The sequence below is a fragment of the Paraburkholderia sp. J7 genome (assembly GCF_905220155.1).
GTDB lineage: Bacteria > Pseudomonadota > Gammaproteobacteria > Burkholderiales > Burkholderiaceae > Paraburkholderia.
Genome location: NZ_CAJMYZ010000008.1, coordinates 68,915 through 91,385, shown reverse-complemented (window position 1 = coordinate 91,385; position 22,471 = coordinate 68,915). Strand labels below are relative to the sequence as shown.

The window sequence follows — 22,471 nt, the reverse complement described above, 5'->3', positions numbered from 1 at the left end:
CGTACCCAAATGCGCTACAACATATTTAGATAGCGCGTGCCGGGAACCCGGCGCGCAATTTGGGCAAGACCCGGGAGGTCAACGATGTACAAGCAGATTCTGGTAGCGGTCGATGGCAGCCGCAGCGGCCGGCGCGCGCTCGACGAGGCCGTGAAGATTGCGAAGGCGACCGGCGGCGCCGTCCAGGCGCTGTGTGTCGTGCGGCATCCTGCGCGGCTCGTGGACGTGAGTTCGGGCTTCGCCGAGGAGCAGGCGCCCCACTCGGCGGAGAACGACGCCGCAACGGCGGCGCTCGAAGAAGCGAAACTGGTGTTCGCGCAGGCCCAGGTGCCGGGCAGCACGCGCGCAGCGGACGCTAGCGGCGAGGAGATTGCCGCCGTCATCTCGCGCATTGCCGCCGAGGAAGACGCGGACCTCGTGGTGATGGGCACACGTGGCTTGTCGGGCATGAAGCGCTTGTTGCTTGGCAGCGTGGCCGAATCGTTCCTGCGTATGGCAGACCGGCCGGTCATGCTGGTACGCGACGAAGAGGCGCCAGTGGCCTGAGCGGGGCACCCGGTTCCGCCGGCCGGTGCGCCGCGAAGGCGAGATCGGCCGGGCAGCCTTTGCGCGGGTTGTTCGGTCACCCCAACGATTCGCTGATCCGTCTCGAAATATCCGCAACAACAAACCCGGTTTTGAATCACCGCGCATCAGATGTCTCGATTTGTGACATTTATCAAGCGGCAAAACGCCCATTCGTTACGCGGGAGCCCGCGTTCCTGCCTATGATGTTGGCTTGAGCCAACTGTATTGCGAAAGCACGGCACTCCGAAGCATCTCGACGCTCATCGTCGCGCGTGAAGCGCTTACATTTCGCTCGCCGCAGAGCGCGTTCAATCGCGCTCGACGCTGTCACCCTGGCAGCAAACGCCCCAGCCGCACCGGCACGCGCCGGGCGAAAGCTACATACGGAGGAGATTGATCATGGCTACCGCTTCTCATCCCCCATTCGACGCCTCGCTCGGCAACGCCCTGGGCGCCTCATTCGAAACGTATCGCACCAATACATCGGCCGCGCTGCGCCTGCTCCTCGGGCAGCAGCAATGGCGCGAGCAGCTGGTGAAGCTAGAGCAGCGCCGCATCGCGCGCGACCGCGAGGCGGTCGAAGGCTTGCTCGAATCGCTGCGCACCGCGCGCGACTGGACCGATTTTGCGGTCGCCACGCAATCGGTCTGGCGCGACTATCTCGGCGCGAGCACCACGCTCTGGCAAGAGGGCATGGCGGCGGCGATGCAGAGCACGAGCACATGGTCCGAAAGCGCGCGCGAATTCACGCAGCAGTGGCAGGAGGCTTGCGCGGGTGCGCAAGCGGGCGCGTCCAAGGTGCCCGGCGCGTTGCCGATGCGCGAGTGGATGAATGCTTTCGAGCGTGCGATGAGCAGCGCTGCCAATGGCGCCGCGCATCCGGCGAAGGCTGCGGGTTCAGGGCACGCGCAGCGCGCGAGCGCGGGCGGAGGCCAGCATGGCCACTAAGCGCGTTGCCTTCGTCACCGGTGGCATGGGCGGACTCGGCGAAGCGATCAGCCGGCGCTTGCACGACGCGGGCATGACCGTCGCGGTCTCATGCTCGGCGGCGAGCACGCGAGCCGATGCGTGGCTTGCCGCTGAACGCGCGGCGGGCCGCGATTTCGGCTGCCATGAAATGAACGTTGCCGATTGCGATGCCTGCGAGCGCGCGGCGCAGCAAGCGCTCGACGATCTCGGCCAGGTGGACGTGCTCATCAACAATGCGGGCATCACGTGCGACCGCAGCTTCGTCAAGATGTCGAAAGCCGACTGGGACTCGGTGCTGCGCACCGATCTCGACGCGCTCTTCAATGTGACGAAGCCGTTCTTGCCCGGCATGATCGAGCGCGGCTTCGGGCGCATCATCAATATCGGCTCGGTCAACGGCTCGCGCGGCGCTTTCGGGCAGACCAACTATTCGGCGGCGAAAGCGGGCATGCATGGTTTCACGAAGGCGCTCGCACTCGAAGTGGCGAAGAGAGGCGTGACGGTGAACACCGTGTCGCCGGGCTACCTCGCCACGCAAATGGTGGAAGCCGTGCCGAAGGACGTGCTGGACGCGCGCATCCTGCCGCAAATTCCGGTTGGCCGCCTCGGCCAGCCGAATGAGGTCGCCGCACTGGTGGCGTTCCTCTGCTCGGACGACGCGGCGTTCATCACCGGCGCCGATATTGCGATCAACGGCGGCATGCACATGCAATGACGCGCCGCGCGGCGATGCAAAATTTTCTCGCCCGGCGGAAAAAGGGTCTTGCAAACGCGCGAGGTGCCTTCATGTTGGAACGGTAAGCGGCAGCGACCGCACCGCGCAAGCGGTGCGATGCGTTGCGGCGGTTCCCTGTGGTCGACCGCAGAGGCATCATGCGCCTGCGGTAACTGACAGGGAATTCAGGAGTCCGATGAAATGTGGATCATTGCATCGACAAGGAAAACGTTCATCCCATGGAGGCATCAATGAGCAATATCTCGCGTTACGATCCGTTTTCGATGGAAAGTGTGCCCGATCTGTTTCACGGGCTGTTCCGGCCGTTGCGTGCCACGAGTGGCGTGGAAGGGCAGGCGGCCAGCATCCGGATCGACGTGGCGGAAGACGAAGCTGGCTTCACGGTAAAGGCCGAAATGCCCGGCGTCGAGCGCAAGGACATCGACGTGAAAATCGATGGCAATCTCGTGTCGATTGCAGCGAAGGTCGAGCGGGGCAGCGAGCTGAAGGAAGGCGAGCGCGTTGTGCGTCGCGAGCGGTATTCGGGCAGCGTGAGCCGCGCATTTACGCTCGCAGCGGAAATCGACGACGAAAAGGCGAGCGCGCAATACAAAGATGGTGTGCTGACGCTGGCGCTGCCGAAGCGGGCCGCGGCCGCGAGCAAGCGCCTGGAAATCAACTAAGGTTGAGGAAGCTTTGAGCGGGCGGCGCGCAGACTGCATATCGTGCAGATGCGCGCCGTTTTTATGGGGCAGGACGTTGCCGATTCATCGACACGTAACACAGCGAAACACGACTGTAGCGAAACTGTACGATTGACTCGCTATGCTGGGGAGACTTAAGCCCACGGCCCTTCGGTCGGACGCTTTTCGGGCTTGTGGCGGGAACTGGCGCGCAAACGCCGACTCCGGCCAACCACTGGAGAGACCCGATGCTCAGTCACCACGAACTAGCGACCTTGCTGCTGATCCGTGATGCGGACGCGCCGATTCAGACGCTCGATTCCGATTTCCTCGCGCTGCAGCGCTACCGTCTCGTCGAGATGGACGAAGCGGGCGGCGACCCCACGCTGCGCCTCACGACACGCGGTCGTGAACTGTTGCGGCGTCTCACGCATGAAGAGGGCGACGAGCGCAGTATTTGACCGGCCTCCGCGACTTGGTGTTGTGCAGCAAGACGTGTCAAGAGCGTTTCATCGAGCGCTACGCCCGTTACATTCGTGTAATACGCCACTGACCACTCTGCGATACAGTGCTGGCTTTTGGTTCCAACCCACGCTGTTTTCACACGCAAGAGCCGAGTCATGAACGCCGTTTTCAAGCCTGCTGTCCGCCTGTTCGCCCTGATTTCCTGCGCCGCGCTGTTCGCGCCGCTCGCGGCTGTCGCCGCACCGTATCACCACGAGGTGTGCCACGTCGAACACGTTCACCATCACGCTGAGCGCGTCTGCCATCACGTGCGCTGATAGTGGGCCTACTGCGAAGCTGACTGCCGGGCAGAACGCCGCACTTTCGTGCGGCGTTTCTTTTTTCATCATGTAATGAGGATTACGAAATAAAAACCGGGAATTTGTACTGCGGCATTTCGTAATGAATTGAAAGACCGGGGTCACACAAGAAATATTACGCCGCGGTATGCTCCGCGTTTCGTTGCATACATTCTGCTTGCGGCGAGTCTCACACCCGAACCGCAAGGCAACAACGCACGCAATGAAAAACATCACGTCGCTAGCCGCATCCGGTGTTGCCGCCAGCGCGCTCGCTATTGCTTCCGGGTCGGTTTGCGCGCAGGAATTCACGCTCTACACCGGGCCGCTCAAAAGCGGCGACGATCATACCTATTCGTGGCAGATGGATTACACGGAAGGTTTTGGCCAGTATTTTGCCGGCAGCATCGCGTGGTTGAACGAAGGCCATATTCCGAATCATCACCGCGACGGCCAGACCATCCAGGCGTGGGCGCGCCTGCCGCTTGCGCAGCGCCGCTTTGTGTTCGCGGTAGGCGTCGGGCCGTATCGCTATTTCGACACCGAAGCCGCGTCCCAGGGGCAAGGCTGGTCCGACACGCACGGTTGGGGCGTGCTCTATAGCGCGCGTGCCACGTGGTACGCCGCGAATCGCTGGACGGCGAACCTGCAGCTCAATCGCATCCAGGTGTCGCGCGGCCCATCGACAACCTCGCTCATGCTGGGCATCGGTTACCAGCTCGACGCGCCCGACACGCCGGGCCCGCGCGATTTCGCACTGCCGCGCACGCAGAAAGTGACGAACAACGAAATCACGCTGATGGCGGGCGAGACGATCCTCAACAGCCTCGAATCGCAGACATCGGCGGCGGAGGCGATCGAGTACCGGCGCGGCATCAACTCCTTTCTCGACGCTACCGTGGGCTATCTGCACGAGGGCAACGGCATCTCGGCGCGGCGCGATGGCGCGACGGCGCAGCTCTGGCTCACACGCGCGTTCTTCGACGAGCGCCTCACGCTGGGGTTCGGTGCGGGCCTCTACGCTGCGATTCATCACGGCGAGCATCCCGACGAACGCGATACCGGCGACGGCATTCTGTCGGGGCTCGTTTCTGTCTCGGCTTCATACCGCTTGACGCAGCATTGGGCCGCACGCGTTACGTGGAATCGCGTGGTCACGCGCTATAGCCGCGATACGGATGTGATCCTCGGTGGTATCGGCTATCGGTTCTAAACGGTGGTGAAGTCGCCGGCGCGAGCGTGCCGTGCTTCGGCACGGACTTGCCCGCGCGCTCGTCTCGGGGTCAACCGCCCGGAGGGGGACGACCGCCACCACCGCCTCCGCCTCCGCCACCACCGCCACCGCCACCACCGCCACCGCCACCGCCGCCGCCGCCAGGGCCGCCACCGCCAGGGCCGCCACCGCCGCCGCTGCCGCTGCCGCCCGGTCCACCACCGCCTCCGCTTGCGCCACCACCCGGCGGTCGATTATTTCCCCCACCGGGTGGTCGCCCGCCGCCTTGTCCCGGCGGCCGTCCGCCGCCCTGGCCAGGAGGCCGGGCGTTCCCTTGCCCCGGTGGCCGCGCGTTGTTATTGCCGGAGCCCGCGCCGGGCGGCCGGTTTCCCGGTCCTGCGTTGTTGTGGGGCGGACGATTCCCGCCGCCCTGGTTGGGCGGCCGGGCGCCGCCAGGCGGACGGCTACTCGGCGGACGCGGGCGCACGGGCGGCGGCGCTACGGGCCGCGGGCCCGGATGGCGCGCCCAGCGCGATTGATTCGAGTACCACGGACGGTCGCGGTAGTGGGAGCCCCAGTACGCGCCGAGCGAGAACGTCACGATGGGAAGCCCGATTCGCGGGCCATAGCTCATCACCGGCACGCGCTGCCCTTGCCACGGATAGCTGATGAAGGTGCCGTAGACCCAGCCGCGCAGGCCCGGAAAGCCGATATCGCACCAGCTGAAGCCGGCGACGCAGCCCCACACCGTCACGGCCACGCCACCCGGAATCTGGGCGACGATAGGAAAGTCGGCTGCGGGTCCTGCGTAGATATTGACGGTCTGATTCGTGAATGCCTGCGACTGGGCGTGCGCGGGCGGTGAGGCCACGAATATGCCGGCTAGCGCGGCGAGCACGACACCAAGAAACTGCTTGCGCATTCCTGCCTCCCGCTGGGTGGAGCCACCCGGACGTTTATTGAGATAGCGACGTTAACGGTAGCAGATAAGACTTTTAGGGCGCGTTTGAGCATGTAACGGCTTATTTCGTGCGGACGCACAATCACGGGCCAGGCAGGACGTAGCGCGCGCGTAGAGCGATTTGCCGGCGACGCGCACGCATTGTGCCGCGCTGTGCAAAAATCGCGGCCTCGGTTCGCATCCAAGAAAACAGGCGGCCGATTCCGCATCAGCAGACGAGGAGCAGACCAACGTGATTCAGCGTATTTCCCATTTCTTTACCGGCGTGGTGCATCGGATCTTGCCGGACCCGCTCATCTTCGCCATTCTCCTCACCGTCGTGACCTTCGTGCTGGCGTTCGCGCTCACGCCGCAGCCGCCCGAAGCGCTCGTCATGATGTGGGGTTCGGGCTTCTGGAACCTGCTCGCGTTCGCGATGCAGATGGTCCTGATTCTCGTGACCGGCCACGCGCTCGCCAGTTCCGGCCCGGTCAAGCGCATGCTGGTTGCGCTGGCAAGTTGCGCGCGCACGCCGGGCCAGGGCGTGATGCTGGTGGCGTTCGTGGGCGCGATTGCTTGCGCGATCAACTGGGGCTTCGGCCTCGTGCTCGGCGCGATGTTCTCGCGCGAAGTGGCGCGGCGGGTGCGCGGCGCGGACTACCGGCTGCTCGTTGCCGCCGCGTACATGGGCTTTCTCACGTGGCACGGCGGCCTTTCCGGCTCGGTGCCGCTCGTGGCGGCCACAAAGGGCAATCCCATGGAAAAGGCCGTGGGCCTGATCCCGGTCTCGCAAACCATCTTCACGGGCTATAACGCGTTCATCACGCTCGGACTGATCGTGCTGCTGCCGATTCTCGTGCGTCTCATGATGCCGAAGCCCGAAGACGTCGTCTCGGTCGACCCCGCGCTGCTCGAAGATCCGCCGAGCGTCGAGCGCAAGCTCGGCCCGGACGCGACCTTCGCCGAGCGCATCGAGGAAAGCCGCGCGCTCTCGCTGCTGGTGGCGGCACTGTGTTTCGTGTTCCTCGGTATCCGCTTTCACACGAAAGGCTTCGCGCTCGACATCGACACGGTCAATCTCGTGTTTCTCGCGGCGGGTCTGGTGCTGCATAAAACGCCGATGGCCTACGCGCGTGCCGTAGCCGGCGCGGCGAGGGGCGCCTCGGGCATCATGATCCAGTTTCCGTTCTACGCGGGCATTCAGGCGCTGATGGACCACTCGGGTCTCGCGGGCGTCATCACGAAGTGGTTCGTCGATATTGCGAACGTGCATACGTTCCCGCTGCTCGTGTTTCTCAGCTCGGCGGTGATCAACTTCGCGGTGCCTTCGGGCGGCGGTCACTGGGTCGTGCAGGGGCCGTTCGTGATGCCGGCGGCGCAGGCGCTCGGCGCGGACCTCGGCAAGTCGGCGATGGCGATTGCCTATGGCGAGGCGTGGACCAACATGGCGCAGCCGTTCTGGGCGCTGCCCGCGCTCGCGATCGCAGGCCTTGGCGTGCGAGACATCATGGGTTACTGCGTGACCACGCTGCTGTTCTCGGGTGTGGTGTTCGTCGCGGGGATGTATCTCTTTTGAGCGTGACAAGGGCGGCGCCTGGGCGCCGCCCGCTTATTTGATCGCGTGCTTCGCCAGATAGTCGCGCAGCACGATTGCATGATTGCGCTGCGTGTCGTGAGAGCCGTAGAGCAGGGTGATGTGCCCCTTCCCGGCCGCTTCGGCGAGCGGATGCCAGGCTTCAGGATTGGCGTTCAGCTCGGCCAGATAGCGCTTCTTGAATTCGTCCCATTGTTCCGGGTCCTTGTGGAACCATTGGCGCAGTTCGGTGCTCGGCGCCGCCTCCTTCGCCCATTCCACATTCGCGAGTTTTTCCTTACTCATACCGCGCGGCCACAGCCGGTCCACCAGAAAGCAGTGGTGCCCGCCCTCGGGCAGCGGCTCGTAGACGCGCTGGATATCGATTGCCGGTTTCGTCATTGTCGGTTCTCCGGTTGCGGATGGAGGGTGGCGGCGCCCAGGCGCCAGCAACGCCTGCACGCGTGCTTGCAGCGCCGGCAGGACATCGTGTTCGAACCACGGGTGGCGCTTGAACCAGGCCTGATTACGTGGCGACGGGTGCGGGAGCGGCACGAAATTGGGTGCGTAGTCGCGCCAGGCCGCCACGGTTTCGGTGAGCGAGCCGCGGCGCTCGCTGCCCAGAAAATAGCGCTGGGCATACTGGCCGACAAGCAGCGTGAGCCGCACGCCGCGCAGCTGCTTGACGAGGCGCGCGTGCCATAGCGGGGCGCATTCCGGGCGCGGCGGGTTGTCTCCGCCGCTGCCGCGGCCGGGGTAGCAAAAGCCCATCGGCACGAGCGCGACCTGGGAGGCGTCGTAGAACGTTTCGCTGTCGATGCCAAGCCACGCGCGCAGGCGTTTGCCGCTCGCGTCGTCCCACGGCACGCCCGAGGCATGGACCTTCGCGCCGGGCGCCTGGCCAACGATCAGCAGGCTTGCCGTTTCGCTCGCCTGCAGCACGGGGCGCGGGCCGAGCGGCAGCGCGTCGGCGCAGGCATGGCAGGCGCGGATTTCGGCGAGCAGGGCGGGAAGCGGACCCGACAGCGAAAGCGGCCCATGAAGCGGATGGGCATTCGGCACGGCAAGGCTGGAAAGCGTGACAGAAGATCCAGTCTACCAAACGCCCCCGCGACGCGCCGGCGCGCCCAGCACGATTCGAGCCCGCGCAAGCGCGCCTGAAACGCGTGCCTGAAACCCGCTTCTGAAACCTCATTGCGCGCTGCGTCATTCTCGCGCGGCCATTTGAACTTTTCCTGTAATCTCGCCCGTGGTCGATCTGGAACGGAGCCGCAATGCCCGCCGAAGCCGAGACGTCAACCCGCACGACCCGCGCCGAGCCCTTGCTCGTCGATCTCGCACTGCAAGGCGGCGGCTCCCATGGCGCCTACACATGGGGCGTGCTCGACCGCCTGCTCGAGGAGCCGTGGCTGCAGATCGAAGGCATTTCGGGCACCTCGGCGGGCGCGATGAACGCCGCAGTGCTCGCGAGCGGCCATGCGCGCGGCGGCGCGGCCGGCGCGCGCGAGGCGCTCGAGCGCTTCTGGCGCCGCGTGTCCGACGCCGCGCGCTTCAGCCCGTTCCGGCGCGGCCCCGTCGACATCCTGCTCGGCCGCTGGACGCTCGATCATTCGCCCATGTTCGTCGCGCTCGACATGATGGCGCGCGTCGTCTCCCCGTACGATCTGAATCCGGGGAGCGTGAACCCTTTGCGCACGATCCTTGCCGACACCATCGACTTCGAGGCATTGCGCCAGTCGCGCATCAAGCTCTTCGTCACGGCCACGCGCGTGTCCAACGGCCAGGCGCGCGTGTTCCGCAATGCCGATGTCACGCCCGACGCGCTGCTCGCCTCGGCTTGCCTGCCCACGCTCTTCCAGGCTGTCGAGATCGACGGCGAAGCTTACTGGGACGGCGGTTACGCGGGCAATCCCACCATGACGCCGCTGATTCGCGAAACCGATTCGATCGACACGATCCTCGTGCAGGTGAACCCCGTGGAGCGCGCGGGCACGCCGCGCTCGGCGCGCGACATCATCAACCGCGTGAACGAGATCGCGTTCAATTCGCCGCTAATCAAGGAGCTGCGCATGATGGCGCTGCTGCACAAGGTTGCCGACGCGGGCAGCGAGGAGGGCCGCCGTTGGGCGCATATGCGCCTGCATCGCGTGCATAGCGCGAAGCTCGTCACGCTGGGCTCGTCGTCGAAACTGAACGCCGAATGGTCGTTCATCACGATGCTGCGCGACGAAGGCCGCCGCACCGCCGACGAATTCCTCGCGCAGCACGGCGCGCAGCTCGGTGAGGCGTCGACGTTCGATTTCGAGGCGCTGCTCGAAGGGGTGCTGCAATGAGCGCGGGCACGCTGGTTATCGGCCTCGCGGGCATGCTCGCGAGCCTCTCGCTGCTGATCTGGCTCGCATATCGAGGCTGGAGCGTGCTGCTGCTCGCGCCGCTGTGCGCCATGCTGGCCGCGCTCATTTCGGGCGAGCCGGTGCTCGCGCATTGGACGCAAACATTCATGGCGAGCACGGGCCGCTTTCTTGCCCAGTTCTTTCCGCTCTTCCTGCTCGGCTCGCTGTTCGGCAAGCTGATGGAGGACAGCGGCTCGGTGGACGCCGTGGCGCGCCTCATGATCGACAAACTCGGCACGCGTCACGCGCTCGTGGCCGTGGTGCTGGGCGGCGCGCTCGTGACCTATGGCGGCGTGAGCCTCTTCGTTGCGTTCTTTGTGCTCGCGCCGATGGCGCAGGCGCTCTTTCGCTCCGCCGATATCCCGCGCCGCCTGATGCCCGCCGCGATCATGCTCGGCACGGCAACCTTCACGATGTCGGCGCTGCCCGGTACGCCCGCGCTTCAAAACGCCATTCCCATGCCGTTTTTCGGTACGACGCCGTTCGCGGCGCCGGGGCTTGGCGTGATCGCGAGCGTCGTGATGGCGGGCTTCGGCCTCTGGTGGCTCGGGCGCGCGGCGGCCGCGGCGCGGCGCAACGGCGAGGGCTTCGTCGAGCCCGACAACGGCGGCGCCGATGACGAAGAACGCGGCAAGTCCTCGCTCGTGCGTGAGCGCGCGAGCCTCGCGCAAGCCTTCGACCCCGCCGAGATCGGCAATGGCGCAGCGGCACCGGGCCATGCCGGGCCGCCGTCGGCCTTTGCCGCGCTCGCGCCGCTCGTGGTCGTCGTGGCGATGAACTTCGTGATGAACGTCGTGGTGTTCCCGCGCATCGACGCGTCTTATCTCGCCGAACCGCGCTGGGGCTCGACCACGCTTTCGGCGGTGGCGGGCGTATGGGGCGTGTGCGTTGCGCTCACGCTCGGCATTATCGTGCTGGTGGCGTTGAATCGCGGGCGGCTCGCCGCGCTGCGCGAAAGCGTCGATGCGGGCGCCAACGCCTCGGTGCTGCCGGTGCTGAGCGTGGGCAGTCTCGTGGGCTACGGCGCCGTGATTGCCGCCTTGCCAGCGTTCGAGGCGGTGCGCGACTGGGTGCTCGGCATCGGCGGCGGCCCGCTCGTTTCGCTCGCCGTGGCCACGAACCTGCTCGCCGGGCTCACGGGCTCGGCCTCGGGCGGCTTGACCATCGCGCTCGACGCGCTCGGTGGCACCTACATGCAGCTCGCCGCGCAGCACGGTATCGATCCCGCTTTGCTGCATCGCGTTGCCGTGATGTCGTCGGGCACGCTCGACAGCCTGCCGCACAACGGCGCCGTGGTCACACTGCTGGCCGTGTGCGGTTCGACGCATCGCGAAAGCTACCGCGACCTCGTGGTGGTGAGCATCGTCGGCGCGATCATTGCGCTCGCCGTGGTGATCGTGCTCGGCTCGCTGTTCGGCAGTTTCTGAGCGTTGTTCCTGCGGGCGACACGCCGCGCGGCAGCGATCCGCCAACGCGCGTAGACTCTCGCGAAGCAGCGGTCCTTCGCAAGGAGGCTTCATGAAATTGCTTGCGGTCCACCCGAGCGGACTGATGTACACGCGCGTGTTCCTGCGGCTCGAGCCGCTGGGCCTCGAATCCGTGGCCGGCACGGCGCGCGACGCGGGCCACGATGTGCGGCTTCTCGACCTGCAGGTTCAGACGCACCGCGACCTCATGCGCATGGTGCGTAACTGGCAGCCCGAGGCGCTGTGCTTCTCGGGCAACTATCTGGCCAACATTCCCGAGATCATCGACCTGTCGAAGGCCGTGAAAGCCGCGCTGCCCTCGTGCTTCGTGTTCGTGGGCGGGCACAGCGTGTCGTTTACCGCGCCCGATCTGCTGCGCCATGCCGAAGGCGCAATCGACTGCGTGCTGCGCGGCGAGGGCGAAGCTTCGGTCAACGAACTGCTCGAAGCCGTGTCGCGCGGCACTGATCTGCTCGCCGTGCCCGGCGTCTTGACGAGCCACGGGTCGGGGCCGCCGCCACGTTTCGTCGAGAATCTCGATCCTGTGCGACCCGCGCGCGACTTGCTGCGCCATCGCCGCAAGTACTTTATCGGCACGCTCGATCCTTGCGCCTCCATCGAATTCGCACGTGGCTGCCCATGGGACTGCACGTTCTGCAGCGCGTGGACGTTCTATGGGCGCAGCTATCGCACGCGCAGCCCCGACGTCGTCGTGGACGAACTGGCCGCGCTGCGCGAACCGGGCGTGTTCATCGTCGACGACGTGGCGTTCGTGCATGCCGAACACGGCATGGCGATCGGCGAGGCGATCAAGCGGCGCGGCATCAAGAAGCGCTACTACCTGGAAACGCGCGGCGACGTGCTTCTGCGCAACAAGGATGTGTTCCGCCTGTGGGAGTCCATTGGGCTGAAGTACATGTTCCTCGGCCTGGAGGCGATCGACGAGGAGGGGCTCAAGGCGTTTCGCAAACGGATCAGCCTCGACCGGAATTTCGAGGCGCTCGAGTTTGCGCGTTCGCTGGGGATTACCGTGGCGATCAACCTGATTGCCGATCCCGACTGGGACCGCGAACGCTTCGAGACGATCCGCCAGTGGTGTCTGGAAATTCCCGAGATCGTCAATATCAGCGTGAATACGCCGTATCCGGGCACGGAGAACTGGCAGCGCGAAGCGCGGCGCCTCACGAGCCTCGATTACCGGCTCTATGACATCCAGCACGCCGTGGTACCGACGAAGCTGCCGCTGCCCGAGTTCTACGCGGAACTCGTGAAAACGCAGCAGGTGCTCAATCGCAAGCACATGGGCTGGACCGCGCTGCGCGGCGCGGCCGGGCAGGCCATGCATCTGCTGTTGCGCGGCCAGACCAATTTCGTGCGCATGCTGTGGCGCTTCAACTCGGTGTTCGATCCGCGCCTGCAAATGGCCGATCATGCGCGCGAAGTCCGCTACGAGATGACGCCGCCACCCGGCATGACTGGCGCGCCGCAGGCCGACATGAAGACCGTCTACATTCATGGGCCCGCCGGCCGTCGGGGCCGCAAGATCGACGATGCCACGGAGAAGTTTGTCGACGAGACGCGCATGGGGCTTGGGTGAGACCTGGGTGTACGCGCCGTCTTGATGCATACCGGTAGCCGGTTCACAATCCACCGGTTGCATCAAGACGAAAAAGATATGGAATTCCGGCAACTACGCTACTTTCTCGCCGTCGCGGAGCATCTGCATTTCAGTGAGGCTGCCGCCTCTCTCGGCATTGCGCAGCCGCCGCTCAGCCAGCAGATCCTCAAGCTCGAAAAGGAAATCGGCACGCGGCTCTTTATCCGCCACTCCCGGCGCGTGGAACTGACCGAGGCCGGGCGGCTCTTTCGCGAGCGCGCGCAACGCATTGTCGACGACGCCGATCTGGCGCTCGCGGAGGCGCAAAACGCGGGGCGTGGCGAGTCCGGGAGGCTCGTGCTCGGCTTCGCGGGTTCCACGGTGTTTCATCCGCTCGTCGCGACCGTGCTGCAACGCTTTCGCAGCGCGTATCCGGGTGTCGCGATCGGGTGCGAGGAGAGCAATAGCTCGGTGCTGCTGGAACGCGTGAGCGAGGCGAAGGTCGATGCCGCGTTCGTGCGCCTGCCGCTCGATTGCCGCGGCCTCGCCACCCAGGCGCTCGTGGAAGAGGACGTGCTCGCCGTGCTGCCGCCGCGCCATCGTCTCGCGCGCCGCCGCAGCCTCGACCTCGGCGACCTGGCGGGCGATCCGCTCATCCTGTTTCCACGCCCGATCGGCCCCGATCTCTACGACTCGATCATCAGCGCGTGCCACGCGGCGGGCTTCAATCCGGTGATCAGCATGGAGTCGCCGCAGATTTCCTCGACGGTCAACATGGCGGCCGCGGGCTTCGGCGTCACGCTCATTCCTGCTTCGATGCGCCAGATCCAGGCCAAGGGCGTGACGTATCACGATCTCAAGGGCGGCACCCTGCACACGACTATCGCACTCGTGCACCGTCCGCGCGAAAAGGCGCCCACGGTGCAGAACTTCGTGCGCATCGTGCGCGAAGCGTCGCGGCACGTGCCGCAGGGTTGATCCTGCCTGGCACCGAAGACGATCGATATCTTTTTCGTCTTGATCGAGCGTGGTTGCGATATTGGACGCCGTGGTTCGCGGGTTTTATCCTTGCGCGATCATCGTTCTCTGCAGGAGCCGCTCGCATGTCCACCACGAACCGGAGCGCGGGGCGCGAGCCGCTTGTCGCGTCGTTGCGCGCCGTCGTCGGCCGCCAGCACGTACTGACCGGCGACGAAGCCACGCGGCGTTACCGCAAGGGCTTTCGCTTCGGCGAGGGGAGCGTGGCGGCGGTCGTGCGGCCCGGCACGCTCATCGAACAGTGGCGGGTGCTGGAGGCTTGCGTGGCCGCGAATGCGATCGTCATCTCGCAGGCTTCGAATACGGGCCTCACGGGCGGCTCCACGCCCGACGGCGACGACTACGACCGCGAGGTCGTGATCGTGAGCATGACGCGCATGCGCAAGGTCTATGTGATCGACGGCGGCAAGCAGGTGGTCTGTCTGCCGGGCTCGACGCTCGATCAGCTGGAGCAGACGCTCAAGCCGCTCGGGCGCGAGCCGCATTCGGTCATTGGCTCCTCATGCCTCGGCGCTTCGGTCGTCGGTGGCGTGTGCAACAACTCGGGCGGCTCGCTCGTGCGGCGCGGCCCGGCCTATACGGAAATGACCGTGTTCGCGCGAGTGGATGCGGCAGGGCGTCTCGCGCTCGTGAATCATCTCGGCATCCGGCTTGGCGAGACGCCGGAAGACGTGCTCGGCCGCCTCGATCGCGGCGAGCTGCCCGAAGCCGATATCCTGCACGACGCGGGCGCGGCTTCCGACCACGATTACGCGGATCACGTGCGCGACATCGACGCTCACACGCCCGCGCGCTATAACGCCGACCCGCTGCGACTGCACGAAGCGGCGGGGTCGGCTGGCAAGGTGATGGTGTTCGCGGTGCGGCTCGACACGTTTCCCATCGAGCGGGGCGCGAAAGTGTTCTACATCGGCACGAACGAAGCGGCGGAACTGACCGACCTGCGCCGCGACATACTCGGCAAGTTCTCGAAGCTGCCTGTCGCGGGCGAATACCTGCATCGAGACGCTTTCGATATTGCCGAACGCTACGGCAAGGACATGTTCCTCCTGATCCAGCATCTCGGCACGCGGCGCCTGCCCGCGCTGTTTGCGTTCAAGAGCCGCTGCGACGCGTTTTTCGAACGGCTGCCGTTCTTGCCTGCGCATTTCACCGACCGCGTGGCGCAGGCGGTGAGCCAGTGCTTTCCAGGCCATCTGCCCGCTCGGCTCAAGGACTACCGACAGCGCTACGAGCATCATTTGATGCTCAAGGTATCGGCCGATATGGTGGACGAAACGCGTGCTTACCTGAGCACGTTTTTCGGCACGGCGAGCGGCGATTATTTCGAGTGTACCGATGAAGAGGGCAGCAAGGCGTTTCTCCATCGCTTCGCGGCGGCGGGCGCGGCGGTGCGCTATCGCGCGGTGCATGCCGACGAAGTGGAGGACATCGTCGCGCTCGATATCGCGCTTCGGCGCAACGATCGCGACTGGTTCGAGCATTTGCCCGAGGCGGTGGAAACGCCCATTGCGATCAAGCTGTATTACGGGCATTTCTTTTGCCATGTGTTTCATCAGGACTACATCGTTCGCAAGGGCAATGATTGCCTCGCGCTCGAACACGAGATGTGGAAGCTGCTCGACGCGCGTGGCGCAGAATATCCCGCCGAACACAATGTGGGCCATCTCTACGAGGCGAAGCCTGCGCTGAAGTCGTTCTACGAAACGCTCGATCCGTGCAACTGCTTCAATCCGGGAATCGGACACACGTCGAAGTTCGCGCATTATCGTGAGCCGCAGGCACAGGGCGAGCCGCTCGCGCAGTAAACAAAAAACGGCGGCGGTATCGAACCGCCGCCTTAAAGGGCGTGAGCCCTCGCGCTACGTTGCTCTGCGCGCTTCCCCCGTATCAGCTCTTCGTCGTCGTTGCCATCCAGCCGTTCTGCGTGCTGATCTGTGTGACTGCTTTCGCGATCGAGCGGGCCAGCTTGCCGGCATCCGACGAGAGCGTGTCGCGCTTCGCCTCCGATGCGCCGTGCAGGCCGCCGCCCACCACCGCCGCCGTCGCGACGTGGCCCGCCGCCGCGCCCACGCCCGCCGTTTCGGCCATGCCGGGCATATAACCGCTATTCGCCGTCGTCTGGAAGCTCAGGAGCGGCTGCGGCTCGCCACCGTTGGCCGGCTGGAAGAGTACCGCAATCGTCGCGCCCACTTCGCTCTTGCCGGCGCCGAGACCGATCAGCATGCGGCGGCGGCTGCTGCCCGCGTCCATCGTGTCGATGCGGCCTTGCACGATCAGCGCGTTGCGGCCGGCGGGTGCGGGGCCATCCATGCGTACGGCGGGCAGGCCCATTTTCTGGAGTTCGCTCACGAGTTGATCGGCGAGATGCTCGCGCGTTTGCAGCGCGGCCTGCTGTTGCTGCTGCGTCGACGACTCGCCGCTCGCCATCGTCTTGAGCTTGTGCAGCATGCCGGTGTTGTCCAGTTGCACCTGGTCGGCGGCGGCGTCGAACGTGTAGACGTAGACGACGTCGGCGTGCAGTTGCGGGAGCGGCCCGTTCGTTTGCACGACAGGCGCGGCCGATGCGCAGCCGCTAGCGAAGAGCGAACCCGCGAGGAACGTGGCGCCCACGATGCGCTTGGCCTTGTTGACGAGGAAGTTGATGAGCGATTGCATGTCGATGTCCTTTGCGTGAAAGCGTGTCTCGTGTCTGCCGATACTCGCAAATCATTCAGGATGGCGAACTATCGACCTTGGTGCTTCGGCGTCTGGGCTCCGGTTTGCTTCGTTCCGTTGCTCAGGCTCAGGCGCAAGTATGGGGGGAAGGGCGCGCGAAATCCACGCGCAAATTATGTCGAGTCATGTCATGCGCGCGTGGCGTGCGGCGCGCCGTTCTGACCCGCTGAGGGACGGTTCAGCGGCAGGCGCACGACGGCTTCGAGGCCGCCGCCTTCGCGGTCGCGGAAGGTGAGCGAACCGCCGTGCAGCCGTGCGATCCGCTCGACGATGGCAAGGCCCAGGCCCGAGCCGCCCGAATGCGTACGGGCGTTCGCGCCGCGGCTGAAGGGGGATTTGAGGCGCTCCAGTTCTTCGGCGCGGATGCCGTTGCCGCGATCGGCAACGATTACACAGGCGGCGTCGCCGTCGCGCCAGGTGCGAATCGTCAGACCTGTGCGCCCATAGTTCACGGCGTTCTGCATGAGATTCATCAGCAGACGCATAACGGCGATGGGCCGAAACGCGAACACCGGCAGTTCGCCTTCGTCGAAATCGAACTCATGGCCGAGCCCGGCGAAGTCGGCAACGAGCTGCCCGGCGAGCGCATTGAGGTCGCCCGGCTGCGGCGTTTCGCGCTCGCCGCTGCCCGCGTAGTCCATGAACTGCTGGAGGATCGTGTCGATCTGGTCCAGATAGCTCTCGGACGAGGCCACGAGCGCGTCGTTGCTGCCACGCGGCAGTGCCATCGCAATCGCGAGGCGCAGTTTCGTGAGCGGCGTGCGGATGTCGTGCGACACGCCGGCCAGCATCAGCGCGCGCGTGGCTTCGGCCTGCTTCAGCGCTTCGGTCATTTGATTGAAGGCGCGGCTCACTTGGGCGATTTCGGTGGGGCCGTTGGTTGGCAGCGGCGGCGGCGTTTCGCCCGCGCTCACGCGCCTCGCCGCGCGCGCGAGCTTGCGCAGCGGCCGGTTGATGTGGCGCTGCAACAGATAGCCCGTGAGTACCGCGAGCAGCGCGAGCGCGGCGGAGAGGACCAGCGCCGTGGTAATGCCGCTCGCGCGCGCGTCTGCCGTCATGGGAAGCGCGACCCATACCGGCTCGCCCGCCGCGTGAAGGCGGATCCACAGCCGTTCCTGCGCGCCTTTGCCATCCGCCGCGGGTTCGGTGTCGTCGTCGCTCGCCTCCCAGCGCACCAGCAGGTCGGGCGGCAGATGGCGTTGCAGCGCTTCGACGAACACATCGCGCTGCCAGGTGCGGAAAAAGTCGACGAGACTCGGGTGCGTTTCGGCGGGCGCCTGCGGCGGCGCGGTGTTGCGCGTCTCGAGCCGCGCGGCTGCCGCGCGCCCCTCAACGGGCGGCATGGCGGCGAGCGTGGTGTCGAGCAGCTTCACGTAATCGGCGAAGATGATCGAGGCGCGCTCGATGCGCGGGCGCTGCACGAAGTGCAGAAGCACGGCGAGCGAGCAGACTTGCGACAGCGCGACGAGCGCCACCAGCAGCGCGATGTTGCGCGAGAGCAGGGAGCGCGGCAGCCGCAGGCGCATTACGATTCGACGCCGGCCACCAGCATGTAGCCGATGCCCCAGACGGTCTTGATGAAGCGCGGCTTGGCGGGATCGTCCTCGACGATCTGGCGCAGGCGCAGGATCTGCACGTCCACGCTGCGGTCGAGCGCGTTGTGGTCGCGCCCGCGTGCGCGCGCGAGCAGAATCTCGCGGCTCACGGCGCGGTTCGGCGACGAGCCGAGCGCGTGAAGCAGCAGCATCTGCGCGGAGTGGACTTCGACCGGCGCGCCGCTGCGGTAGAGCGTTTGTTTGCCAACGTCGAACTGAAAGTCGCCGAAGCGCAGCAGCTGCGAGGTGACCGTGGGCTCGCCTGCGGCCATCTTCTGGCGGCGCAGCAGGGCGCGAATGCGCGCGACCAGTTCGTCGGGAAGGAAGGGCTTCGCGAGGTAGTCGTCGGCGCCCGTTTCGAGGCCGATCACCTTGTCGGCGGCGTCGCCCTTTGCCGTGAGCATGAGGATCGGTAACGTCTGGCCTTCGGCGCGCAGGCGGCGGCAGACCGTGAGGCCGTCTTCTGGCTCCATCATGAGATCGAGCACGAGCAGGTCATAGGGCTCGCGCTGGAGCAGGCGGTCGAGGCGCTTGCCGTCGGCAACGGCGCGTACCTCGAAACCCTGGCTCGTGAGAAAGCGCTGCAGCATGTTGCGCAGTTCGGCTTCGTCGTCGAGCACGATGATCCTGTTTGCCTGCTCCATCTGACGCCTCCGGCGTTCATCGGGCTGCTGCGCGCGCTCGCATGAAGTCCTCGATCTGCGCGAGGGTGACGAAGCCGGCCTTTTGCGCGTCGATTTCGTCGAAGTGCTGCGCGACCATCGGCATGCCCGCCTGCGCCTGTTCGCGCGTGAGCTTGCCGTCGTGCGTCGTGTTCGCGGCGGCGAAGCGCCCTTGCAACTGCGCCATCATGCGTTCGACTCGCGCGCTGTTTGCCGCACTGGTCGGCGCGCCTGTACCGCCTGGCAAGGCCTGAGCCGATGCCGGCACGCAAACCGCTGCTGAAACGATACACAAAACGAGGGCAGCGATCATCTTCTTCATGGTGTTCTCCGTGAGGTGGCCGACGTAGCTTGCCGGCCGGTTGATAAAGCGAATGAAACCGGTGAAACGAGTAGCGGCTGCCGGTCAAGCGAGCGCGCAGCCGCCCGTGGCGATTCAGGCCCAGTGGCCGGGAATCCACACGCGACCGACCCAGTGGCCGGGAATCCACACGGCGGGGCGCGGCGCGATGTACACGGCGCGCGGCAGCGGCTGGCCCACGTACACGACCTTGGGTGCCGGCGGAGCCACGTACACGACCTTCGGAGCGGGCGGCGCGACATAGACGGTCTTCGGTGCGGGCGGTGCGACATAAACCGTCTGCGGCGCAGGTGCCGGCGCGGGTGCGACAACCACCGTCTTGGGCGCGGGCGGCGGCGGAGCGACGTACACCGTGGTGCTGGGCGGCGGCGGCGTCACGACCACCGGCGCGGGGGCGGGAGCCGGGGCGCCCACGACGGCGACCGTCGTGCCGGTTGTAGCGACCGTGCCATGCACCACCGTCGTGCCGCTCGTGGTCACCGTGCCGCCGTGGACGACGGTCGTGCCGCCGCCCGTCGTGACGACGCCGGTGCCGACGCCCGTGGCGCTGCCCGAGTGGTAGACGCTGCCGCCCTGCGTGCCCGTTACAGTGCCCGAGCGATTGCACGTGCTGCCCGCGCAGGAGGTGGACGCCGTGTGCCCGTAGGTGTTGCCGTTGCCGGTCGTAACCGTGCCCGTCGATGAGTACTGGCCCGGCGCCGTGCGTGTGACGCTGCCCGAGGTGCTCGCGCTGCGGCCGTCCGAGCCGTCGAGCGAGCCGTTGTGCGAGCAGGTGCCGCTCGCGCAGCTCGTATCGCCCGAATGCTGGACCGAGCGGCCGTTCGGACCGTAGGCCGTGCCGCTGTTGCTGAACTGGCCGGGCGCGGTGCGGGTCACGGAGCCGCTGTTGGTGGCGACGCCGCCCCAGGGACCGGCCACGCCGCCCGCATGCGAGCAGGTGCCGCCGCCGCAGGACCCGTAGTGCGCGCCGTTGTACGTACCGTGGGGCGTGTACGCCGTGCCGTGGCCGGACCATCCGGCGAAAGCGGGGGCGCTGGCGAAGCCGATGATTGCGGCGACGACGAGAGGGAGCGTTTTCATCAGAGGTCCTTGCGGTTCGTTTCGTAGGGCACGCTGTGGCGTGTCAGCGGAACGAACTATAGGGCTGCGCTCTTTTGAAGTCGCGTCATAAACCATGTCGCGGTGTTACACGTCGCGAGGCTCTCGCCGGCGTCATCCCGCGCACGCGGGGCGGCGGGCGTGCCGGCGGGTTTCGCGCGCCGCGCGCGTGACATATCCCGACATACTTTGCGCGTGGTCTTTCCCCGCGAGCGCCACTACAGTGCCCTTCATCCGACGCGCTGCAGGTGCTGTTTCCCGTGCAAAACGCGTCTTTCTTCACCGCGCAAGACGCGCCTTTTGCACACGATCCATCATGCTCACCACAGGAAAACTCGCGTTCTATGTCACGCTGTTCGTCGTCGCTGTCTCGCTGATCGAGGCATGCGTGCTCACCTTCAGGAAGCGCCGCGAAACCAAAGGAGAGGCCCCCTTCGATTGGTCTGAAGTTTGGCTCTCGCTCGCCGATCTAGCGGGCCGCAAGCTCTTCGCGCTCTTGCCGCTCTCGCTCGCCACGCCCATCTTCGACTTCGCCTGGGAGCACCGCCTCTTCACGCTGAATATCGACACCGTTGCGCTTGCGCTGCTCGTTTTCATCGGTCAGGAGTTCTGCTATTACTGGTATCACCGCGCGTCGCACCGCATCCGCTTCTTCTGGGCGACGCACGCCGTGCACCATTCGCCGAACCAGCTGACGCTTTCTTCGGCGTACCGGCTCGGGTGGACCGGCAAGCTCACCGGGCCGGCCATGTTCTTCACGCCGCTCGTATGGCTCGGCGTGCGGCCCGAAGTCGTGCTCGCCATCCTCTCGTTGAACCTGCTCTATCAGTTCTGGCTGCACAACACGTGGATTCCGAAGCTCGGCTGGCTCGAGTACGTGTTCAACACGCCGTCGAACCATCGCGTGCATCATGCTTCGAACGTCGACTACCTCGATGCGAACTATGGCGGAGTCCTGATCGTTTTCGACCGGCTGTTCGGCACATATGTGCAAGAGCGCGCCGAAGAGCCGTGCCGCTACGGCCTCGTGACGCCCGTGCGCTCGCGCAATCCGTTCGTCGTCGAACTCGAACACTGGGCGACGCTCGCACGCGATGTCGTGACGGCGAAGACCCTCTGGACCGCCGTGCGCTACGTGTTCCTGCCGCCGGGCTGGCGCGCGGACGGCGGCGGCGACACCACGGAGAACCTGCGCAAGCAGCGTGCGCTCGCCCCGGTGCGCACGGATGCGCGCCACGGATGAATGCGCGCGGGTTGATGGAAGGCCGCGCCTCGCGTAACGTGGCGCGAGCGGCGCCCGCACGGATCGCGCGGACGGCATCGAATTCAGGTTAGTGAAGCAACGAAAGGAACAAGCACATGGAAAACGGTTTGAACGGCAAGGTGGTCGCGGTAACGGGCGGTTTTGGCAGCCTGGGTCTGGCGACGGCGCAATCGCTGGCCGAACGCGGCGCGCGCGTGGCGCTGATCGGCCGCGGCGCAGCGCCCGACGCGGCAGCGCTGCCCGCCGCGCTCGCGGGCGCGCTGTGCATGGGCGGCGTCGATCTCGTCGACGCGCAGGCGGCACAGGCGGCGTTCGGCACGCTGCATGACAAACTCGGCGGCCTCGACGCGCTCGTCAATGTGGCGGGCGCGTTCCGATGGGAAACCATCGGCGACGGCGACCCGCGCACGTGGGATCTGATGTTCGATCTGAACGTAAAGACGGCGCTCAATGCCTCGAAGGCCGCGCTGCCTGATCTCATGAAGAGCGGCGCTGGGCGGGTGGTCAACATCGGCGCGGGCGCGGGGCTCAAGGCAGGGCTCGGGATGGGCGCGTATTCGGCGTCGAAGGCGGGTGTGGCGCGCCTGACGGAAGCGCTTGCGGAAGAGCTGAAGGACAAGGGCGTGACGGTCAATGCGATTTTGCCTAGCATCATCGACACGCCGCAAAACCGCGCCGACATGCCGGACGCCGATTTCACGCGCTGGGTGCAGCCGCGCGAGATCGCGACGGTGATTGCGTTTTTGCTGGGCGCCGACGCGCAGGCAGTGACGGGAGCGCTGATTCCCGTGAACGGGCGCGTGTAGGCGCTACGGC

22 protein-coding genes and 1 pseudogene are annotated in these 22,471 nt (G+C 66.1%); 15 read left to right on the top strand and 8 right to left on the bottom strand.

Going from position 1 to position 22,471, the window contains the following annotated elements; all coding sequences use genetic code 11:
• Positions 1-84 precede the first annotated feature (84 nt).
• The 7 genes from U5A58_RS15090 to U5A58_RS15060 all read left to right on the top strand — a co-directional run bounded on the left by U5A58_RS15090 (position 85) and on the right by U5A58_RS15060 (position 4,950).
• Entirely contained in the window at positions 85-546 is a 462-nt protein-coding gene (locus tag U5A58_RS15090) for a universal stress protein (protein ID WP_321962001.1), read from the top strand.
• A gap of 420 nt (positions 547-966) precedes the next feature.
• Positions 967-1,515 carry a hypothetical protein gene (locus U5A58_RS15085; protein ID WP_321962000.1) on the top strand — a complete coding sequence of 183 codons (549 nt, stop codon included), beginning with the start codon at positions 967-969 and terminating at the stop codon, positions 1,513-1,515.
• Positions 1,505-2,251: an acetoacetyl-CoA reductase gene (gene phbB / locus U5A58_RS15080; protein WP_321917863.1), complete on the top strand. Its 747-nt coding sequence runs from the start codon at positions 1,505-1,507 to the stop codon at positions 2,249-2,251. The genes U5A58_RS15085 and phbB overlap by 11 nt, the downstream gene beginning before the upstream one ends.
• 251 nt (positions 2,252-2,502) lie before the next feature.
• On the top strand, positions 2,503-2,934 hold the full coding sequence (locus tag U5A58_RS15075; RefSeq protein ID WP_321961999.1) for an Hsp20/alpha crystallin family protein: 432 nt from the start codon (positions 2,503-2,505) through the stop codon (positions 2,932-2,934).
• Positions 2,935-3,182: 248 nt separating this feature from the next.
• Complete coding sequence (locus U5A58_RS15070; protein WP_321917866.1) at positions 3,183-3,395, top strand: hypothetical protein; 213 nt, start codon at positions 3,183-3,185, stop codon at positions 3,393-3,395.
• A 159-nt stretch (positions 3,396-3,554) separates the two neighbouring features.
• Positions 3,555-3,716 carry a hypothetical protein gene (locus U5A58_RS15065; RefSeq protein WP_321917868.1) on the top strand — a complete coding sequence of 54 codons (162 nt, stop codon included), beginning with the start codon at positions 3,555-3,557 and terminating at the stop codon, positions 3,714-3,716.
• 244 nt (positions 3,717-3,960) lie between these two features.
• Positions 3,961-4,950, top strand: a complete 990-nt coding sequence (locus U5A58_RS15060) for a hypothetical protein (RefSeq protein ID WP_321961998.1) — start codon at positions 3,961-3,963, stop codon at positions 4,948-4,950.
• A 70-nt stretch (positions 4,951-5,020) separates the two neighbouring features.
• Here U5A58_RS15060 and U5A58_RS15055 read toward each other — a convergent pair whose 3' ends face one another.
• Complete coding sequence (locus U5A58_RS15055) at positions 5,021-5,872, bottom strand: SH3 domain-containing protein (RefSeq protein WP_321961997.1); 852 nt, start codon at positions 5,870-5,872, stop codon at positions 5,021-5,023.
• A gap of 271 nt (positions 5,873-6,143) precedes the next feature.
• Here U5A58_RS15055 and U5A58_RS15050 point away from each other — a divergent pair, with 271 nt between their 5' ends.
• Entirely contained in the window at positions 6,144-7,466 is a 1,323-nt protein-coding gene (locus tag U5A58_RS15050; RefSeq protein WP_321916345.1) for a TIGR00366 family protein, read from the top strand.
• A 33-nt stretch (positions 7,467-7,499) separates the two neighbouring features.
• On the opposite strand, the gene U5A58_RS15045 is transcribed toward U5A58_RS15050, so the two are convergent.
• Complete coding sequence (locus U5A58_RS15045; protein ID WP_321962147.1) at positions 7,500-7,865, bottom strand: DUF488 domain-containing protein; 366 nt, start codon at positions 7,863-7,865, stop codon at positions 7,500-7,502.
• Between the two features lie 42 nt (positions 7,866-7,907).
• Positions 7,908-8,489 (bottom strand): annotated as a pseudogene (locus U5A58_RS15040) (uracil-DNA glycosylase family protein); the annotation flags it as partial.
• Between the two features lie 248 nt (positions 8,490-8,737).
• On the opposite strand from U5A58_RS15040, the gene U5A58_RS15035 reads away from it, so the two are divergent.
• The 5 genes from U5A58_RS15035 (at position 8,738) to dld (ending at position 15,765) form a co-directional block, all read left to right on the top strand.
• Positions 8,738-9,796 carry a patatin-like phospholipase family protein gene (locus U5A58_RS15035; protein WP_321916347.1) on the top strand — a complete coding sequence of 353 codons (1,059 nt, stop codon included), beginning with the start codon at positions 8,738-8,740 and terminating at the stop codon, positions 9,794-9,796.
• Positions 9,793-11,283: a GntP family permease gene (locus tag U5A58_RS15030; protein WP_321961996.1), complete on the top strand. Its 1,491-nt coding sequence runs from the start codon at positions 9,793-9,795 to the stop codon at positions 11,281-11,283. Before U5A58_RS15035 ends, U5A58_RS15030 begins: the two co-directional genes overlap by 4 nt.
• A gap of 91 nt (positions 11,284-11,374) precedes the next feature.
• Positions 11,375-12,919 carry a hopanoid C-3 methylase HpnR gene (hpnR, locus tag U5A58_RS15025; protein WP_321961995.1) on the top strand — a complete coding sequence of 515 codons (1,545 nt, stop codon included), beginning with the start codon at positions 11,375-11,377 and terminating at the stop codon, positions 12,917-12,919.
• A gap of 78 nt (positions 12,920-12,997) precedes the next feature.
• Positions 12,998-13,897 (top strand): LysR family transcriptional regulator, encoded by a 900-nt coding sequence (locus U5A58_RS15020; RefSeq protein ID WP_321961994.1) that lies wholly within the window; start codon positions 12,998-13,000, stop codon positions 13,895-13,897.
• A 125-nt stretch (positions 13,898-14,022) separates the two neighbouring features.
• Entirely contained in the window at positions 14,023-15,765 is a 1,743-nt protein-coding gene (gene dld, locus U5A58_RS15015) for a D-lactate dehydrogenase (protein ID WP_321961993.1), read from the top strand.
• 82 nt (positions 15,766-15,847) lie between these two features.
• On the opposite strand, the gene U5A58_RS15010 is transcribed toward dld, so the two are convergent.
• From U5A58_RS15010 to U5A58_RS14990, 5 genes are all read right to left on the bottom strand, one after another.
• Complete coding sequence (locus U5A58_RS15010) at positions 15,848-16,615, bottom strand: DUF4410 domain-containing protein (protein ID WP_321961992.1); 768 nt, start codon at positions 16,613-16,615, stop codon at positions 15,848-15,850.
• 188 nt (positions 16,616-16,803) lie between these two features.
• Positions 16,804-18,201 (bottom strand): ATP-binding protein, encoded by a 1,398-nt coding sequence (locus tag U5A58_RS15005; RefSeq protein ID WP_321961991.1) that lies wholly within the window; start codon positions 18,199-18,201, stop codon positions 16,804-16,806.
• The gene (locus U5A58_RS15000) at positions 18,201-18,914 is read right to left on the bottom strand and encodes a response regulator (RefSeq protein ID WP_321961990.1); all 714 of its coding nucleotides are present in this window, start codon (positions 18,912-18,914) and stop codon (positions 18,201-18,203) included. The genes U5A58_RS15005 and U5A58_RS15000 overlap by 1 nt, the downstream gene beginning before the upstream one ends.
• Before the next feature lie 16 nt (positions 18,915-18,930).
• The gene (locus tag U5A58_RS14995; RefSeq protein WP_321916360.1) at positions 18,931-19,254 is read right to left on the bottom strand and encodes an EF-hand domain-containing protein; all 324 of its coding nucleotides are present in this window, start codon (positions 19,252-19,254) and stop codon (positions 18,931-18,933) included.
• Positions 19,255-19,368: 114 nt separating this feature from the next.
• Positions 19,369-20,373 (bottom strand): hypothetical protein, encoded by a 1,005-nt coding sequence (locus U5A58_RS14990; protein WP_321961989.1) that lies wholly within the window; start codon positions 20,371-20,373, stop codon positions 19,369-19,371.
• 334 nt (positions 20,374-20,707) lie between these two features.
• Between U5A58_RS14990 and U5A58_RS14985 the strand changes: the two genes are divergently transcribed.
• Together U5A58_RS14985 and U5A58_RS14980 are read left to right on the top strand one after the other, a co-directional pair.
• Positions 20,708-21,634 (top strand): sterol desaturase family protein, encoded by a 927-nt coding sequence (locus U5A58_RS14985; RefSeq protein ID WP_321961988.1) that lies wholly within the window; start codon positions 20,708-20,710, stop codon positions 21,632-21,634.
• Positions 21,635-21,750: 116 nt separating this feature from the next.
• Positions 21,751-22,461, top strand: a complete 711-nt coding sequence (locus U5A58_RS14980; protein WP_321961987.1) for an SDR family NAD(P)-dependent oxidoreductase — start codon at positions 21,751-21,753, stop codon at positions 22,459-22,461.
• The last annotated feature ends 10 nt before the right edge of the window (positions 22,462-22,471 follow it).

Excerpts from the sequence above, each read along its gene's own strand:
- U5A58_RS15035 (WP_321916347.1), top strand. The coding sequence starts at position 8,738 with ATGCCCGCCGAAGCCGAGACGTCAACCCGCACGACCCGCGCCGAGCCC.
- U5A58_RS15065 (WP_321917868.1), top strand. The coding sequence starts at position 3,555 with ATGAACGCCGTTTTCAAGCCTGCTGTCCGCCTGTTCGCCCTGATTTCC.
- U5A58_RS15055 (WP_321961997.1), bottom strand. The coding sequence starts at position 5,872 with ATGCGCAAGCAGTTTCTTGGTGTCGTGCTCGCCGCGCTAGCCGGCATA.
- U5A58_RS15005 (WP_321961991.1), bottom strand. The coding sequence starts at position 18,201 with ATGCGCCTGCGGCTGCCGCGCTCCCTGCTCTCGCGCAACATCGCGCTG.
- dld (WP_321961993.1), top strand. The coding sequence starts at position 14,023 with ATGTCCACCACGAACCGGAGCGCGGGGCGCGAGCCGCTTGTCGCGTCG.
- U5A58_RS14985 (WP_321961988.1), top strand. The coding sequence starts at position 20,708 with ATGCTCACCACAGGAAAACTCGCGTTCTATGTCACGCTGTTCGTCGTC.
- U5A58_RS15000 (WP_321961990.1), bottom strand. The coding sequence starts at position 18,914 with ATGGAGCAGGCAAACAGGATCATCGTGCTCGACGACGAAGCCGAACTG.
- phbB (WP_321917863.1), top strand. The coding sequence starts at position 1,505 with ATGGCCACTAAGCGCGTTGCCTTCGTCACCGGTGGCATGGGCGGACTC.
- U5A58_RS15020 (WP_321961994.1), top strand. The coding sequence starts at position 12,998 with ATGGAATTCCGGCAACTACGCTACTTTCTCGCCGTCGCGGAGCATCTG.
- U5A58_RS15010 (WP_321961992.1), bottom strand. The coding sequence starts at position 16,615 with ATGCAATCGCTCATCAACTTCCTCGTCAACAAGGCCAAGCGCATCGTG.
- U5A58_RS15090 (WP_321962001.1), top strand. The coding sequence starts at position 85 with ATGTACAAGCAGATTCTGGTAGCGGTCGATGGCAGCCGCAGCGGCCGG.
- U5A58_RS15085 (WP_321962000.1), top strand. The coding sequence starts at position 967 with ATGGCTACCGCTTCTCATCCCCCATTCGACGCCTCGCTCGGCAACGCC.
- U5A58_RS15030 (WP_321961996.1), top strand. The coding sequence starts at position 9,793 with ATGAGCGCGGGCACGCTGGTTATCGGCCTCGCGGGCATGCTCGCGAGC.
- U5A58_RS15045 (WP_321962147.1), bottom strand. The coding sequence starts at position 7,865 with ATGACGAAACCGGCAATCGATATCCAGCGCGTCTACGAGCCGCTGCCC.
- U5A58_RS14980 (WP_321961987.1), top strand. The coding sequence starts at position 21,751 with ATGGAAAACGGTTTGAACGGCAAGGTGGTCGCGGTAACGGGCGGTTTT.
- U5A58_RS14995 (WP_321916360.1), bottom strand. The coding sequence starts at position 19,254 with ATGAAGAAGATGATCGCTGCCCTCGTTTTGTGTATCGTTTCAGCAGCG.
- U5A58_RS15070 (WP_321917866.1), top strand. The coding sequence starts at position 3,183 with ATGCTCAGTCACCACGAACTAGCGACCTTGCTGCTGATCCGTGATGCG.
- U5A58_RS15060 (WP_321961998.1), top strand. The coding sequence starts at position 3,961 with ATGAAAAACATCACGTCGCTAGCCGCATCCGGTGTTGCCGCCAGCGCG.
- U5A58_RS14990 (WP_321961989.1), bottom strand. The coding sequence starts at position 20,373 with ATGAAAACGCTCCCTCTCGTCGTCGCCGCAATCATCGGCTTCGCCAGC.
- hpnR (WP_321961995.1), top strand. The coding sequence starts at position 11,375 with ATGAAATTGCTTGCGGTCCACCCGAGCGGACTGATGTACACGCGCGTG.
- U5A58_RS15075 (WP_321961999.1), top strand. The coding sequence starts at position 2,503 with ATGAGCAATATCTCGCGTTACGATCCGTTTTCGATGGAAAGTGTGCCC.